The 13,536-nt window shown below is 44.2% G+C and carries 16 protein-coding genes and 1 tRNA gene; 7 read left to right on the plus strand and 10 right to left on the minus strand.

Annotation, left to right across the window (positions count from 1 at the left end; genetic code table 11):
- The first annotated feature begins 1 nt into the window (after window position 1).
- Together M4J38_RS10990 and M4J38_RS10995 are read left to right on the plus strand one after the other, a co-directional pair.
- A complete protein-coding gene (locus M4J38_RS10990; RefSeq protein WP_251759619.1) occupies window positions 2-463 on the plus strand; it encodes a hypothetical protein in 462 nt (153 codons plus the stop codon).
- 49 nt (window positions 464-512) lie between these two features.
- Complete coding sequence (locus tag M4J38_RS10995; RefSeq protein ID WP_251759620.1) at window positions 513-1,667, plus strand: hypothetical protein; 1,155 nt, start codon at window positions 513-515, stop codon at window positions 1,665-1,667.
- Between the two features lie 4 nt (window positions 1,668-1,671).
- Here M4J38_RS10995 and M4J38_RS11000 read toward each other — a convergent pair whose 3' ends face one another.
- The 3 genes from M4J38_RS11000 to M4J38_RS11010 form a co-directional block, all read right to left on the minus strand.
- Entirely contained in the window at window positions 1,672-1,968 is a 297-nt protein-coding gene (locus M4J38_RS11000) for a helix-turn-helix domain-containing protein (RefSeq protein WP_251759621.1), read from the minus strand.
- A gap of 322 nt (window positions 1,969-2,290) precedes the next feature.
- Window positions 2,291-2,539, minus strand: a complete 249-nt coding sequence (locus M4J38_RS11005) for a hypothetical protein (protein WP_251759622.1) — start codon at window positions 2,537-2,539, stop codon at window positions 2,291-2,293.
- A 37-nt stretch (window positions 2,540-2,576) separates the two neighbouring features.
- Window positions 2,577-2,771, minus strand: a complete 195-nt coding sequence (locus tag M4J38_RS11010; protein ID WP_251759623.1) for a hypothetical protein — start codon at window positions 2,769-2,771, stop codon at window positions 2,577-2,579.
- Window positions 2,772-2,945: 174 nt separating this feature from the next.
- On the opposite strand from M4J38_RS11010, the gene M4J38_RS11015 reads away from it, so the two are divergent.
- Genes M4J38_RS11015 through M4J38_RS11025 form a run of 3 tightly spaced genes read left to right on the plus strand, consistent with a single transcriptional unit; the run spans window position 2,946 to window position 4,430 of the window.
- Entirely contained in the window at window positions 2,946-3,479 is a 534-nt protein-coding gene (locus M4J38_RS11015; protein ID WP_251759624.1) for a hypothetical protein, read from the plus strand.
- Between the two features lies 1 nt (window position 3,480).
- The gene (locus M4J38_RS11020; RefSeq protein WP_251759625.1) at window positions 3,481-3,666 is read left to right on the plus strand and encodes a hypothetical protein; all 186 of its coding nucleotides are present in this window, start codon (window positions 3,481-3,483) and stop codon (window positions 3,664-3,666) included.
- Window positions 3,667-3,668: 2 nt separating this feature from the next.
- Complete coding sequence (locus tag M4J38_RS11025; protein ID WP_251759626.1) at window positions 3,669-4,430, plus strand: SOS response-associated peptidase; 762 nt, start codon at window positions 3,669-3,671, stop codon at window positions 4,428-4,430.
- A gap of 175 nt (window positions 4,431-4,605) precedes the next feature.
- Here the strand turns inward: M4J38_RS11025 and M4J38_RS11030 are convergent, their stop codons facing one another.
- The 7 genes from M4J38_RS11030 to tgt all read right to left on the minus strand — a co-directional run bounded on the left by M4J38_RS11030 (window position 4,606) and on the right by tgt (window position 11,670).
- Entirely contained in the window at window positions 4,606-5,313 is a 708-nt protein-coding gene (locus M4J38_RS11030; RefSeq protein ID WP_251759627.1) for a hypothetical protein, read from the minus strand.
- A gap of 19 nt (window positions 5,314-5,332) precedes the next feature.
- Complete coding sequence (locus M4J38_RS11035) at window positions 5,333-6,283, minus strand: hypothetical protein (RefSeq protein WP_251759628.1); 951 nt, start codon at window positions 6,281-6,283, stop codon at window positions 5,333-5,335.
- Between the two features lie 85 nt (window positions 6,284-6,368).
- Window positions 6,369-7,595 carry a tyrosine-type recombinase/integrase gene (locus tag M4J38_RS11040; protein ID WP_251759629.1) on the minus strand — a complete coding sequence of 409 codons (1,227 nt, stop codon included), beginning with the start codon at window positions 7,593-7,595 and terminating at the stop codon, window positions 6,369-6,371.
- 85 nt (window positions 7,596-7,680) lie between these two features.
- Window positions 7,681-7,756: transfer RNA gene (locus M4J38_RS11045), tRNA-Ala, on the minus strand.
- A gap of 150 nt (window positions 7,757-7,906) precedes the next feature.
- Window positions 7,907-9,232 (minus strand): citrate (Si)-synthase, eukaryotic, encoded by a 1,326-nt coding sequence (locus M4J38_RS11050; RefSeq protein ID WP_251759630.1) that lies wholly within the window; start codon window positions 9,230-9,232, stop codon window positions 7,907-7,909.
- An 85-nt stretch (window positions 9,233-9,317) separates the two neighbouring features.
- Complete coding sequence (locus tag M4J38_RS11055; RefSeq protein ID WP_251759631.1) at window positions 9,318-10,409, minus strand: LptF/LptG family permease; 1,092 nt, start codon at window positions 10,407-10,409, stop codon at window positions 9,318-9,320.
- Window positions 10,410-10,530: 121 nt separating this feature from the next.
- Window positions 10,531-11,670, minus strand: a complete 1,140-nt coding sequence (tgt, locus tag M4J38_RS11060; RefSeq protein WP_251759632.1) for a tRNA guanosine(34) transglycosylase Tgt — start codon at window positions 11,668-11,670, stop codon at window positions 10,531-10,533.
- A gap of 30 nt (window positions 11,671-11,700) precedes the next feature.
- Here tgt and M4J38_RS11065 point away from each other — a divergent pair, with 30 nt between their 5' ends.
- Window positions 11,701-12,822: a glycosyltransferase gene (locus M4J38_RS11065; protein ID WP_251759633.1), complete on the plus strand. Its 1,122-nt coding sequence runs from the start codon at window positions 11,701-11,703 to the stop codon at window positions 12,820-12,822.
- Entirely contained in the window at window positions 12,792-13,436 is a 645-nt protein-coding gene (gene rsmG, locus M4J38_RS11070) for a 16S rRNA (guanine(527)-N(7))-methyltransferase RsmG (protein ID WP_251759634.1), read from the plus strand. The genes M4J38_RS11065 and rsmG overlap by 31 nt, the downstream gene beginning before the upstream one ends.
- Window positions 13,437-13,536 lie beyond the last annotated feature (100 nt).

Genomic DNA, 13,536 nt, shown 5'->3' on the forward strand with positions numbered 1-13,536 from the left:
TATGGCACTCGAAGATACCATTACAGAACTCAGAAACTTTGTCAACGCCAACGTTGTACAAAATGGCACCCGGAACATCAGTGGCCAACAGATGAACATAATTCTAAACTCAATTCTGAACATCATCCTTACTCTACCTGGCGGTGGCAGTTCCGGGTATGAATTTAAGGCCGGGTATATGTTCGATATCAATTCAGAAGGAATAACAGTAACCGGTGACAATGTGCAATCAGACGATTGGATCGGATGGGATATTGTGCTTTTCTTTATCGGGTATGGCCCATTAAACAACGGCCCAGGTTTAACAGATGACCTTATAGCATCTTTTTCTTACGAAAAAGAAACTGGGATAATAACATTCCCACCAGAAAGCCCAATATTAGGACAATTTAAGTTTGAAAATCAACCATTCTACATTCAATTCAACCCGAAGATGATAACCACTATGATCCCACCGCTGTAAAACCAGCTTCAAATATTGGCATTCACTCAACCAACAACAACCAATCACCATGGAACTAACGCCAATAGAAAAGGAAAGGAACGCGATAATTGAAAGATGGTACAAGAGCCCAACTTTTGACAGGATTGTGAAGTCGCTAAAGTCCAGGTCTAAACTCATAAGAGACACACAAACATTCGATGATGCGAAAAACGAAATTTTTCTTCGGCTGCTAAATGCAAGCATCGATAAGCTTCGCGAAATGGATGCTTCTGACTTCTGGAAGGGGTATCTGAATAACAGCATGTTGTCCATGTCAAAAGAAGGATCATTAATTTTGCGAAAAGTGATCGGAAAAGAAGCCAGATCATTAGAATGGATCGATGAGATTCATGGTGATGCCTTCATTGATATTGAAGACCTGAATACTGATGATAAAGAAGAATTGCTAAACATCTGCAAGGACGAAATTTCAAAGCTATCTTATCTTGAAAGGGAGTGCATAATGGCCCAGTCCGTTGCTATTGAGGAAGGTGGGACACTTCAGTGCCTGCGTAACAACGGTATAAGAATAACAATTCCGGAGCTGAGATCAATACTGGGAAAAGCGAGAGAAGAACTCCAAAGCAGCCTTTTGGCCAGAAGGGTAATAATCAAAAAGATTCCCTACGTCAGGAAAATGCAGAAACAAAAGCTCCATCATGAAACCATGTTATCCCCGAGTGTAGTTGCAAGGCATTTATATGAAATTTCAACGCTTTTTGAGGCTCCTTTACAACAGGCATGGTCCTTTCCAAAAAAATGTCTGCACGTAATTGTGAACAACGACTTCTGTTGTTCAATTCGAGGTATAGAAGAAATTTTACTTTACAAGTATGATAGTTTTACTCCTCACTCAATTGGTGCGCACCTCGGGAAAAAAATCGCTTCTGGTATAATTACAACAAGGGTTTCCAGCGAAAGGAATAGTATTGAATACTGCTTGACCGAAAATGCGAAAAAGGCAATCAAATTGTTAGAAAGGCATAAATCCCGCGACTGGTACAAGCCAGGGCTATTTTGGATTATATTTCTTCAAATCAGGAATGAAAACAAGTCTTCTGATGAGGTCGCAGAAAGACTAAGAATGCCTCATTTTATCGTTGAAGAATATTATGATCAGGCATGTGTTATAATTCAGGCTCTGATCAGTGATAAACACGCAGCCAGAAGATGGCAGCCATAAACTCCTATCTTCTTTTTATCGCTTGATTTTTAATAGATTCATTCAATTCGCTTTCATAAAAGTAGTATTTACCTCCCTTTTTATAACCCGGAATCCTGCCGTCTGCAACCATCCTTCTTACCGTTGCTACTGCTAGTCCACCCAACACTTTAGCTGCTTGCTTATCACTTATTGGATATTCCTGGCCAGATGTATTTGAGCCATTAAGCAGAATTTGCAACATAGAATGAATCTCTTGGATCAATTTTCTTTGCCGCATTAACTCGGCAGGAATCTCTTCAAATGTCAGCTTCTGCTCCATCTTAAAAGACATTTTAATGAAACGGTATTAAAAAAGATTCTTTTGAATCTTTTGCGTCCTTACAGCATCGGCAATAATTGACAATAAAGTAAGGATGTAAACTATCAATATTATAGAGCATGTGTCCGGCCTTCACATCGCATTCAATTATACCTGCGTTTCTCGCCTGTCTTAGTTTTTCACCACTCCATCCAGTAACCATGGTAACGAATGAAACAGGAACCCAAGACGCTTTTTTGGTGTGTCGGTAGTATGGATCGTGGCGCATAGCATTTAAACGATAAGTTATTAGTACCCGTTGGAATTACGACAATCTTGTTCGTTAACTTTGAGCATTTTCGATTTTCAATTCAATAGTTCGTTCCAAACCAGACAATGACCTTTCGACTTCATTAATAGCTGAAGAAAACTTGTTTGAATCTTTTATTTCCCAAATTTCTTGCAGCAAATCCTGAACTTGAAATCTGATTCTTTTAAGAACTTCAATATCATTTTCAACAAGAACTTTGCTTCGTAATTCTGTATGCTTACGATCAAACTCTCGTAATCTGAATTCAGTACTTTCGTCCATAGTAAGATTTTATATTAACCGTATTTATCCCTATCGACTAATTATTTACACCATCAATTTTATCTTCGCTCACACCCAATTGCTTGGCCATAAGTTCTGTGAGCATCGCTGTCTTTTCGGTATTGCGTTGAATACTCCTGCTTCTACTCGCGGAAGAAATTATTAAGTACAAAATCACGATGCTACCAATAGCTGAAGCAAGAATAAAGAGGAGTTCTTGGATTTCTTTCATGTCTAAGGTTTAAATGTTGATTTAGGAGTTTGGTAATATCAATATACAATTTTATATAATACAAATAAACTCTCAATCAGCGTCACTGATCCGGAACATTAAATCTACGGTGTGGTAAATACCAACACCATATTGCTAATTTTTTTAGTATTTTAGCAGGCCAATCTGTATAAAATGATCGAGCCAAGTGACATCCGAATAACCAACTATTTGAAACTGAATGGCAAACCAGTAAAGTTGAGCGCTGAACTCATGGAGCAAATCCGGGAGATACAGCATGAGTTGGGGCCGATTCCCATTACACCGCCACACCTCAGTTTGCTTGGATTCGTGTACTCCGGTGGGAATTATTACAAGTCTTGTGGGTCAGTAAAGGTTTGGGTGCTGAAATTGAAAGGTGATCGGTTTCGTGTAACGATTGAAAATTCTCCCTGGAACCGGGTCATCGATTATATCCATGAGCTGCAAAACATTTGGTATAACCTCTTCCAGGATGAGCTCTTCCGTCCAGCGCCTTCGCCGGTAGTGCAGATGCCGATTCATGAACATAATGAACCGCTCTATGCTCAATGGCAAAAAGAACTACAGCGTATTAAAGATGAAGAGCGAAAGCTGAACGGCAACAGAAGCAAATACCAATGGCAGCGCCTTCCATCCCCCACCTTCCGTGAATTCAAGGAGAAATACTTAAATTCATCCAAAAAGTAACATGGAAGTCATATTCAATACGCCCGAAGGCGAAAAGATAATTCTGGACATCCCCTGCCCTCCAACTGAAGGAAGTATTTTGAATTTCCCGGAAAGAACTTTCCGATCGGCGGCGCCGGTTTGGGAGTTTAACCAGGAAGGCTTTGCGTTTGTAAACATTTACATGACCGATGTTGAAGCGGAATAGATATGTGTTATGATGTTTCATTTAAAGCGAAGGCCAGCGACTTGCTGAAAGATTTTTCTGGCTCTTACATGCACGAGCCGGACAACAATTTCGGTCCGGTCGATCATGTGCAAGGAGTTGCTGTGTTTCCAAAGTACCCAATAGTTTTTTCTCCCAGGGAACAGCCACCTTTTCAAATTCGAAAGATGGAATGGGGTGTGATTGCTTATTGGGAAAAAGAAGAGCCACCCTTTACAAGAAGAAATGGAATGCTGAACGCCAGGGCCGAAAGAATCTTGGACGACCAGAAGAGCTACTGGCACAAGATCAGGAACCGGCGCTGTCTGATACCGGTTACAGGCATATTTGAGCATCGGAGAGTGACCAACTTAAAGAACAAGGTTCCGTATCATGTGAAGCCGAAGGATCAGGATATCTTCTATCTTCCCGGCCTTTATTCGGTTGCAAAGCTTCCAGACAAGACAACCGGGGAAATCGTTGAGCGATTTACTTACACCCTTATTACGCGCGGTGCAAACGACCTGATGGCATTGATTCATAATGACGGCGAAAACGCTGGCAGGATGCCGCTGTTTCTTCCGAAAACCTATTCAGATGCCTGGCTGAAAGATGAACTTCCGGATGATGAATACCGCGCAATCTTGGGTTATGAGATTCCATCGGAAGAACTCGATTACCGAACCGTTTACACTATCAGGAGCGCCAAAGGTCGGCCAGACGGAATGGATAAGACGGCGGTATGGGACTGGGAGAATCGATTTTGAATTAATGGACATCTTCAAATTTTAGGTTGGCGAGTCCGGAAATTAAGCAAATATCTAGTAAATATCTACCATGGGAAACTGTTGGCGCACATACAATCAGAAACACTTCCATGAAGTATTAGATACCACAATGGTGGAAATGTGCATTTTGAAACCATCCATCGTTATTCAATACTTAAGACAGGCTGCCCGGGGCAAGTGCTTTAAACTTAAACTTAAGAGATAGTGTGATGTGGTCTATGATTTCATCAATTTGCGATTTTCGAATAGGAAGGTTATCAAAAAAAGCGGAGGCTAAAAATTCGGGAGGTGGTATCCTTCGCATATTTTTTCGATATAATTCTTCGTCTATTTCCGTATCTGCATTTTCTAATTTGAAGTTTCTGATAAACCCTTTAAAGTATTCATCATCACCTATGCTTTTGGAATCCCAATCTTCAAACTGTATATAGGTGTGCGAATCCAGGAAACCCATAATCACGGAAATGCAAAAGCCAACACAAGTCATTCTTTCTGGAAATCCTTCCTTCGAGTACCATTTACCATCGGAATCATAATATGATCCGGCAAAAAAGTAACCCTGCTCAGGATTTGCAGTTTCGGAAATCATTAAACAATGAATTCGGAATGTTTCTACTTCGTCACTTAAAATAATTGATAGAGGCTTGTGAAAATACCAAGATGATAAATTCGGGCTTTTGAAGTCAACGGTATTGCCGTCAAAATGTAAAATATAATACGTTGCTTCAAAGCAGATCAAGATGCCAGCGTGAAATGCTGAACCATTTTCGTCAAGTTTAACTGCTGCTGCAACGTAATTGTCCGGCAGATTTTCCTGATTGAAGTATACTAAACTTTTATCAATCTCTTCAAAAGAAAGCATGGAGTCAGTTGGCTTTGGTTTATTTTATTGAATGTCCGAGTTTCTTTTCAAGCTTTTCCTTTATTTCTTCTCGTAATTCTGCAATTTTAGGATGCTGCTTAAATGATTTAGTAATCAACAAAGAAGTTCGAAGATCACTTACATTCCAATAGTCATTATTTAGAAGCCTTAATATTTTCGCGAGTAACCCAAAATTGCCATCGTCAAGACAAATCCTTATTTGGGCAAAAATCTGTCGAAGACGATCTTCACCTCTAGCTAAAGTTAGCTGTTGAAAGAACAAACGTAGATCGTTATAAATATTCTCTTCGGCATATACATCGGCAATTTGATAATGATATTTACCATCACTCTCTTGATACCCCCATGCTGAAATAAAAACATCCGAATATAGAAATTTGATATAATTAGCTGCAAAACGTTCTTCAAAGTGAAATGCCAACTCCTTATGGTCCGACCGCCTAGTAATATGAAAGTTAGGTTTGGTTTTTCCTCCTATCGCATACATTCTTCCTGTCTCAAAAAATAGCTGCCATTTTTTCTCTTTTCTTTTACTTCGCCTTGCTCGGAAAATATCCTTATTCTTCAATTCTCCAAGGATTGAAGTTGTAATATCATTCTTACAGAAGTTTACTTCATATTCTACACCGTTTGCTGCAATGATCTCATGAATTGCGTTCCACGAATTAAAAATACTGGGATTAGAAAGTGATCCATTTGAAACAACCTTTTGAAAATCATCCTGAAGTTTAATAACTTGATCTTCTGTTACTTCAGTTGAAACGCATGCAGATCCCTTCGTTATCTTTATTCTCACTTCATCATTGGCAATTGAATTTTCAATAATACATTTAAGAGATTCAACAAACGTAATGAACGTGCCAACAGTACCTATAGAAAGATTTTCTAAGTCAATATCGACGCCATTTGCATCTTTTTTGATCTTTAGCTCCAATCTATTATTTGACATTGACGAATAGGAATTTGCGACAATATAATACAAAACCCGGGAACTCACAACTTACTTATTTGCCTAGACCAAATCCATAAAAGTTTCACAATATCGGCATCTTCCTCTTCACCAACTCCTTCATCACTTCCAAATGTTCAGTCACATAAGTCTCCGTTTGTTTGCTGTCCGTATGCCCCATTTGCTGGCGTGGAAGTTCCAGAAGCTTGTCAACCCCTTCCCTTCTCTGGAGGCGTATCATATCATCTCCGGATAGTTTTTTAAGACTGTACTGGTTAACGTCCATTCCGAGCCCACCTTTCTCAACAGGATCCTTTACGATCTTCTTCCAGTAGTTTGAAGGGGTATTGGGGTGCATCCGCGTTGGCCCAGGCAAGAAGCTACCATATTTGTTCCGGGTCGAAAAAATGTACCATTCCGGATCGTACTTATGGAGGTTCATTTCCATAAGTAGATCAAGGACCCAATCCGGAATTGCAACTTCCCTCTCGTATTTCGTTTTCGTACTTCCTTCATCGTCTGGAATCAGGCGGAAGACCTGTTCCAACTGATGCAGGTTCTTAACCTTTAGGGCGGTTATTTCCTTTGGCCGGATGGTACAGCCGTACAATACCGAGATAAACCGGTAATAGGGTCTGTGTTCGGTTTTGATGCGGTTTACAATTACCAGGCGCTGATCCTGAGTTGGCGGCCGGTGGCAGACGGTTTTGATTTCGTCCTTAGTCTTAATCTTATCGATGGGGTTATACTCCAATACCTCCCACTCTACCAGTTCGCTCAATAGAGAAGAAAGGAACCGCCGGTATTTATTATAGCCTTTGGAAGAGAACTTCCGGAGTTCAATAACTTTGTCCAGTAAAATTTTATAATGCGCTCGCTTCAACAAAGCCACCGGTTCGTTTATCAGATGGCAGGCCGATGCCGCTTGCTTCACTCCTTTGATCACTGAAGTAAAATCAAGTTTCGTTTTCCTTGCCCAATCAACGGATTTCTTTTTAAAAGCAAAATCGAGGGCTTTAGAAAACGTCATTTTGCTCAATTCGGCCAATTCTTCTTCGTGGGCATTTTTTAGCGGGTAGGATTTCGTAATTGGATTCCATCCGCTTTCAAGTAAGATTTCACGAGCTTGCCGAAGAGCCTTGAATTCTGCTTCCTTTTCTTTTGGGTTTTTGATTCGGTTCAGACCTTCTGAAAACTTAAATGGTTTGTACTTTCCAGTTTCTATGTCCAGAAATCTGAAGAATACAAACCATTCACCATTTTTACACTTACAAATTGTAGGTGTTGAGTAGAGCTTTTTTTGCCTTGTCATAATCAATCTTTTTGTTCCGGGTTTTGTTCCGAATTAAGATTGACAATTGCGCAAACATTGACTTGGCGGGCCTTTCGGCAATTCTTGGTGGAGAATAGCGGGGTCGAACCGCTGACCTCTTGCATGCCATGCAAGCGCTCTACCAACTGAGCTAATTCCCCGTTTTTGGGATGGCAAAGATAGGTGAGTGAATTAAATTTCCAAAAAGTTTTTCCACTGTTTTCTATTATTCTTTACCTCATACTATAAGGCCAAAAACTAAAAGGGTCCCGCCTTCCGACAGAACCCTTATTTATTTCTAAACAATCTTATTACTCTCCCCAAATCTCTTCTTTCCCTGCCAGCCACTGCTTCACATTGTCCGTGGTCACTGATTTCGGACGCTCCAGCGGGAAAGCCAGCGCGCGTGCCCAGATCAGGTTCGCCAACACACCCAGTGCGCGGCTCACACCAAACAGCACGGTGTAAAATTCATATTCCACCATACCATAGTGTACCAACAAGGCACCACTGTGCGCATCCACATTGGGCCATGGATTTTTTACTTTACCCAGTCCCTTCAGGATATCGGGCACCACATCATAAACGCGCCAAACCGTATTCACCAGTTCATCGTCGGGCATATGTTGTTTACCGAAGGCCATCTGGGCGGTGAAGCGGGGATCTGTTTTGCGGAGTACGGCATGGCCATAACCCGGCACTACTTTTCCTTCGCTCAGTGTTTTCTTTACGTAGTCCGCGATCTGTTCTTTTGAAGGGAGGTCCACACCCAGTGCTTCTCTCATTTCAAAGATCCATTTGATCACTTCCTGGTTGGCGAGTCCGTGGAGGGGACCTGCGAGTCCGTTCATGCCAGCGGCGAAACTCAGGTAGGGATCGCTGAGCGCGGAGCCTACCAGGTGCGTCGTGTGCGCGGAAACGTTACCTGCTTCGTGGTCGGCGTGAATGGTCATATAAAGCCGCATCAACTCCTTGAAACTTTCGTTGCTGTAGCCCATCATATGGGCGAAGTTCCCGGCCCAGTCGAGCAGACCGTTGGGTTGAATATGGTCTCCGTTGCGGTATTTTCTTCTGTAAATATATGCTGCAACACGTGGCAGACGCGCGATCAGGTCCATCGAATCATCGAAAGCGGCATCCCAGTATTCTTTTTTGTTCATCCCCGCCGCATACCTTTTGGCGAAAGAGCTTTCGGTTTGCAGCGCCATGATCGCGGTAACGAACTGCGTCATGGGGTGTGAACTTACGGGCAGCGCTTCGATGGCCGCGAAAACGTGGTTGGGCACGTGCGATCTTCTTTGCAGCAAAGAAGTAACATACTGTGCATCGGCCTCCGTAGGGAGTTCGCCAATCAGCATGAGGTAGAAAAGTCCTTCGGGAAGCGGTTCGTTCCCACCTGGCGCTTTGGGTAATTTCTCCTGTAATTCCGGGATGGAATAGCCCCTGAAACGAATGCCTTCATTGGCATCCAGCAAACTTGTTTCACTCACCAAACCCGTGATCCCGCGCATTCCCTGGTAAATCTGGGAGAGGGTAACCTCCCCTATCTTTTTGGATCCGTGCTCTTTTAAAATTTCCTTGATCTCTACTCCTAAAGCATCCGCCTTAAGCTTGAACCGGTCTTTTAATTCACCCATGACAAACAGATTTATTCAATCGATAAAAATAAGTAAAGTCGCCTTACAGAACAAAAAATACCTGGAGGTGAGGGTGAGCGCTGACTTATTTAGGGGCTTTTTTGTACAACCAGTAGGCGATTCCTGCAAATATAATATTTGGCAGCCAGGCTGCCAGCAATGGCGGAAAATTTCCTTTGATGGAGAACACGGTCGAAAACCGGTCCATCAGGATGAAGGTGGCCGCGGTTACAATCCCAAAAGCCAGGTGGATACCACTTCCGCCCCTGATCTTACGGGAAGCCACCACCGCCCCGATAATGGACAGAATCAAAACCGCTACAGGCGTGGCATCGCGTCGGTAACGCTCTACTTTCAGTGTATTGAGCCCCTCGGCGCCACGGAGTTCCTCGCGTTCGATGAAGCGGGACAATTCGGGGGAACTCAGTTTATCCTTCAGGTATTCATCTTTCCGTAATTCAGACGGCACAAAGTTCAGTCTGATGCGCATATTCGGCACCATCTTCACTTCTTCCTTCGTCCCGTTTATCTTTCTTTCTATCGCGTTTTCAAGCGTCCAGTTCTTTTTAGCGGTATCCCAGAACACCCTTTCCGCGCGCACATTGTATACGACCTTGTCGTTTTTGATCTGCTGAAGAAAGAAACTCCCGGCCGATTTGGAGGTGGTATCGTAAGAGCGGATACCCACGTAGGTGATGGAATCCACGCGCATGTAATAGTTCTGGTAATTCCCCCCACCCTGGCGGTAACTGCTGTTCCCATCGATATACCTGATCTGGAAATCGGAACGTATTTCCTGCGCCTTGGGGATGATGAACATATTCGATATCCATAATATGCCCGCGAGGATACAGCCCCCCATAATAAAGGGCCTCAACATGCGGTTGAAGGTGATGCCTCCCGCCAGGATAGCGATAATTTCCGAACGTAACGCCAGTTTGGAGGTGAAGAAGATCACCGATATAAACACGATAAGCGGGAAGATCAGGGCCACGATATGCGGCACGAAGCCGAAGTAATATTTCGTGATGATGTCCGGCGTAGAAAGCCCCGACCGCACGAAATCATCCGCCTTCTCCGACGTATCCACCACCACGGAGATGACCGTTATCAGCAATATGGTGAAGAAGAAAGTGACCAGAAACCTTTTCAGGATGTACCAGTCGAGAATCTTCATGAGGCGAATCTTATTGCTTCGGGCCACTTTTTAAATTTTGAATGTTGAATTTTGAATGGCAGATGATTTGATAAATATGGCGTCCAAAATTCATCATTCAACATCCAAAATCCAAAATTATCTAAAGTCTTGTCTTCAGTTTAACAACCATTTCCGTTTTCCAACTGCTGAAATCCCCGACCAGTATGTGTTTGCGGGCTTCGGTAACCAGGTGAAGGTAAAAGGCAAGGTTCTGGATACTGGCAATTTGCAGGGCCAGCAATTCGTTGGCCACAAAAAGGTGCCGCAGGTACGCCTTCGTATAATAATTACTGGTAGCGCAATCTATTCCGGCATCAATTACCGAGAAGTCATCGGCCCATTTCTTGTTTTTGATATTGATCACTCCTTCAGAAGTAAACAACATACCATTCCTGCCGTTGCGGGTGGGCATCACACAATCGAACATGTCCACACCCAGGGCAATATTCTCCAGGATATTCCAGGGTGTACCTACGCCCATCAGGTACCGGGGCTTGTCTTCAGGAAGATTTTCGCAGCAGAGCGCGCACATTTCGTACATCATTTCTTCCGGTTCCCCCACGGAGAGTCCGCCTATCGCGTTGCCCACGGCGCCTTTGGAAGCGATGTACTGTGAAGAGGTTTTGCGCAAATCTTTGTATGTACCGCCCTGCACGATGGGGAAGAGATTTTGCGAATACCCGTATTTATCGGGTGTTTCGGCCAGCCGCGTAAAACAGCGATCGAGCCAGCGGTGGGTGAGCTCCATCGATTTTTTCGCATAGCCGTATTCACTGGGGTAAGGCGGGCATTCATCGAAAGCCATAATGATATCGGCCCCGATGGTGCGTTGGATGTCCATCACATTCTCCGGGGTGAACAGGTGTTTTGACCCATCAATATGCGATTGAAACACCACACCTTCCTCTTTTATTTTCCGGTTGGCGGCCAGGGAAAATACCTGGTACCCACCGGAATCGGTCAGTATCGGGTGGCGCCATCCGTTAAAACGGTGCAGTCCGCCGGCTTTTTCCAGCACGTCCAATCCCGGTCTAAGGTATAAATGATACGTGTTCCCCAATATGATCTGCGCCTTTACTTCCTGCTCCAGTTGCTGCTGGTTCACGGCTTTCACGCTGCCCACCGTGCCCACGGGCATAAAAATGGGCGTCTGGATCACACCATGATCGGTAACCATTTCCCCGGCCCGGGCTTTCGACATATTATCCTTTCCCGCTATACTGAATGCCAATGATGCCATGCTATATACATTTTTTTTACCTTCGCAGCCATGACGCAACTACCCTGGAGGGAAGCACTACTCGCCCTCTTCGCCCTGACAACCGTAGTTCAGGTGGTTTACTATTTGTATTTCTTCCGGCGACTGGCCTGGTACCGGCCGCTGGAGAAACAACATTCCCAGCAACATCCTGTTTCGGTGATCATCTGCGCACGCGATGAAGCCGCAAATTTAACTAAAAATCTTCCGGGCGTACTATTTCAGCAATATCCTTCCACCAACGAAGTGATATTGGTGAACGATAACTCCAACGATGAGTCGCGGTACCTGCTGGCGGAATTGCAGAAAACATTCAAAAAAATGAATGTAATAGAACTGCACCAGGAAGCCAAACTGATTGCCGGAAAGAAGTACCCGCTCTCCATCGGCATCAAAGAAGCGAAACACGAAATACTCCTGCTTACGGATGCCGATTGCGTGCCCGCAAGCGAGCACTGGATGCAGAAAATGCAGGATGCCTACGACGAAAGCACCGAAATCGTACTCGGTTATGGCGCTTACCATAAAAAACCCGGATTACTCAACAAACTCATCCGCTTCGAGACACTCCACGCGGCCATGCAATACTTCTCCTTCGCCCTGGCAGGGAAGCCTTATATGGGCGTGGGCCGGAACCTTTCGTATAAAAAACAACTCTTCTTCAAGAATAAGGGTTTTTCCTCCATCAACCATATCCCGGGCGGAGACGACGACCTTTTCATCAATAAAGTAGCGAACAGTTCCAATACACGCATCATCATTGAACCGGACACCTTCACGCTTTCCGAGCCGAAGAAAACCTGGAAGGAATGGTTCGCCCAAAAAACACGCCACTATTCCACCGCCAGGTACTATAAACCAACGCACCGTTTCCTTTTGGGCGGGTACGCGGCGGCGCATTTTCTTTTCTATCCCTTACTGGCCGTGGCCATCATCTTCTCCGACTGGCGCATCGCACTCGGCCTCCTGGGCATCAAACTCATCACGCAAGGCATCGTGTATTATAAATGCGCGAAGAAACTCCAGGAGAACGACCTGTTCGCATGGTTCTGGTTGTTCGACCTCTGGATGTTCTTTTATTATTGCATCTTTGCACCAGCATTATGGAAAAAGCCCCGTCAAAACTGGAACTGATCCTTCAGTATTTCGCCGATTTCACCCCGGAACAGATCGCGCAGTTCGCCGCGCTGGAAGCCTTGTACACCGATTGGAACAGTAAGATCAACGTAATTTCCAGAAAAGATATTGATAGTTTGTACGAAAAACACGTTTTGCATTCCCTCGCCATTGCCGCCGTAGCGGAATTCAAACCCGGCATGGAAGTGATCGATATCGGCACGGGTGGCGGTTTCCCCGGGATTCCCCTCGCGATTTTTTTCCCGGAAACAAAGTTCCATCTCGTAGACAGCATCAACAAAAAACTGAACGTGGTCCGCGCCGTGGCAGAAGCCATCAACCTCCAGAATGTAACCACGCAACATACCCGCACGGAAGACATCAAAGGAAGGAAATTCCATTTCGCAGTTTCCAGGGCCGTGGCCCCACTGAAGGACCTCTGGCGCTGGGCAGGACCGCTGCTCCGCAAAGGCGGCGAACCCGAAAACCCTTACGGACTCATCTGCCTCAAAGGAGGCGACCTGCACCAGGAAATCTCCGAAAGTGGCTGCAGGCCGCAGCTTACAGAAGTGTACGATCTTTTCCAGGAAGATTATTTCAAAGAGAAATACGTGGTGCGCGTGAACAAGTAAGGTTCTTAAAAAAATCTTAACGTTTTGTCAATGCTTTCAAAAACAAAGCGGCTTTCTGTAATTTAGCCACGCGTCATTTATTTCAACCAGCACTCACCAC

This window comes from Parasegetibacter sp. NRK P23 (assembly GCF_023721715.1).
GTDB lineage: Bacteria > Bacteroidota > Bacteroidia > Chitinophagales > Chitinophagaceae > Parasegetibacter.

Coding starts and splice junctions, on each gene's coding strand:
- M4J38_RS11010 (WP_251759623.1), bottom strand. CDS start 2,771: ATGAAAGAAATCCAAGAACTCCTCTTTATTCTTGCTTCAGCTATTGGT.
- M4J38_RS11000 (WP_251759621.1), bottom strand. CDS start 1,968: ATGGAGCAGAAGCTGACATTTGAAGAGATTCCTGCCGAGTTAATGCGG.
- tgt (WP_251759632.1), bottom strand. CDS start 11,670: ATGGCATCATTGGCATTCAGTATAGCGGGAAAGGATAATATGTCGAAA.
- M4J38_RS11055 (WP_251759631.1), bottom strand. CDS start 10,409: ATGAAGATTCTCGACTGGTACATCCTGAAAAGGTTTCTGGTCACTTTC.
- M4J38_RS11015 (WP_251759624.1), top strand. CDS start 2,946: ATGATCGAGCCAAGTGACATCCGAATAACCAACTATTTGAAACTGAAT.
- M4J38_RS11005 (WP_251759622.1), bottom strand. CDS start 2,539: ATGGACGAAAGTACTGAATTCAGATTACGAGAGTTTGATCGTAAGCAT.
- M4J38_RS10995 (WP_251759620.1), top strand. CDS start 513: ATGGAACTAACGCCAATAGAAAAGGAAAGGAACGCGATAATTGAAAGA.
- M4J38_RS10990 (WP_251759619.1), top strand. CDS start 2: ATGGCACTCGAAGATACCATTACAGAACTCAGAAACTTTGTCAACGCC.
- M4J38_RS11065 (WP_251759633.1), top strand. CDS start 11,701: ATGACGCAACTACCCTGGAGGGAAGCACTACTCGCCCTCTTCGCCCTG.
- M4J38_RS11040 (WP_251759629.1), bottom strand. CDS start 7,595: ATGACAAGGCAAAAAAAGCTCTACTCAACACCTACAATTTGTAAGTGT.
- M4J38_RS11020 (WP_251759625.1), top strand. CDS start 3,481: ATGGAAGTCATATTCAATACGCCCGAAGGCGAAAAGATAATTCTGGAC.
- M4J38_RS11030 (WP_251759627.1), bottom strand. CDS start 5,313: ATGCTTTCTTTTGAAGAGATTGATAAAAGTTTAGTATACTTCAATCAG.
- M4J38_RS11025 (WP_251759626.1), top strand. CDS start 3,669: ATGTGTTATGATGTTTCATTTAAAGCGAAGGCCAGCGACTTGCTGAAA.
- M4J38_RS11035 (WP_251759628.1), bottom strand. CDS start 6,283: ATGTCAAATAATAGATTGGAGCTAAAGATCAAAAAAGATGCAAATGGC.
- M4J38_RS11050 (WP_251759630.1), bottom strand. CDS start 9,232: ATGGGTGAATTAAAAGACCGGTTCAAGCTTAAGGCGGATGCTTTAGGA.
- rsmG (WP_251759634.1), top strand. CDS start 12,792: ATGGAAAAAGCCCCGTCAAAACTGGAACTGATCCTTCAGTATTTCGCC.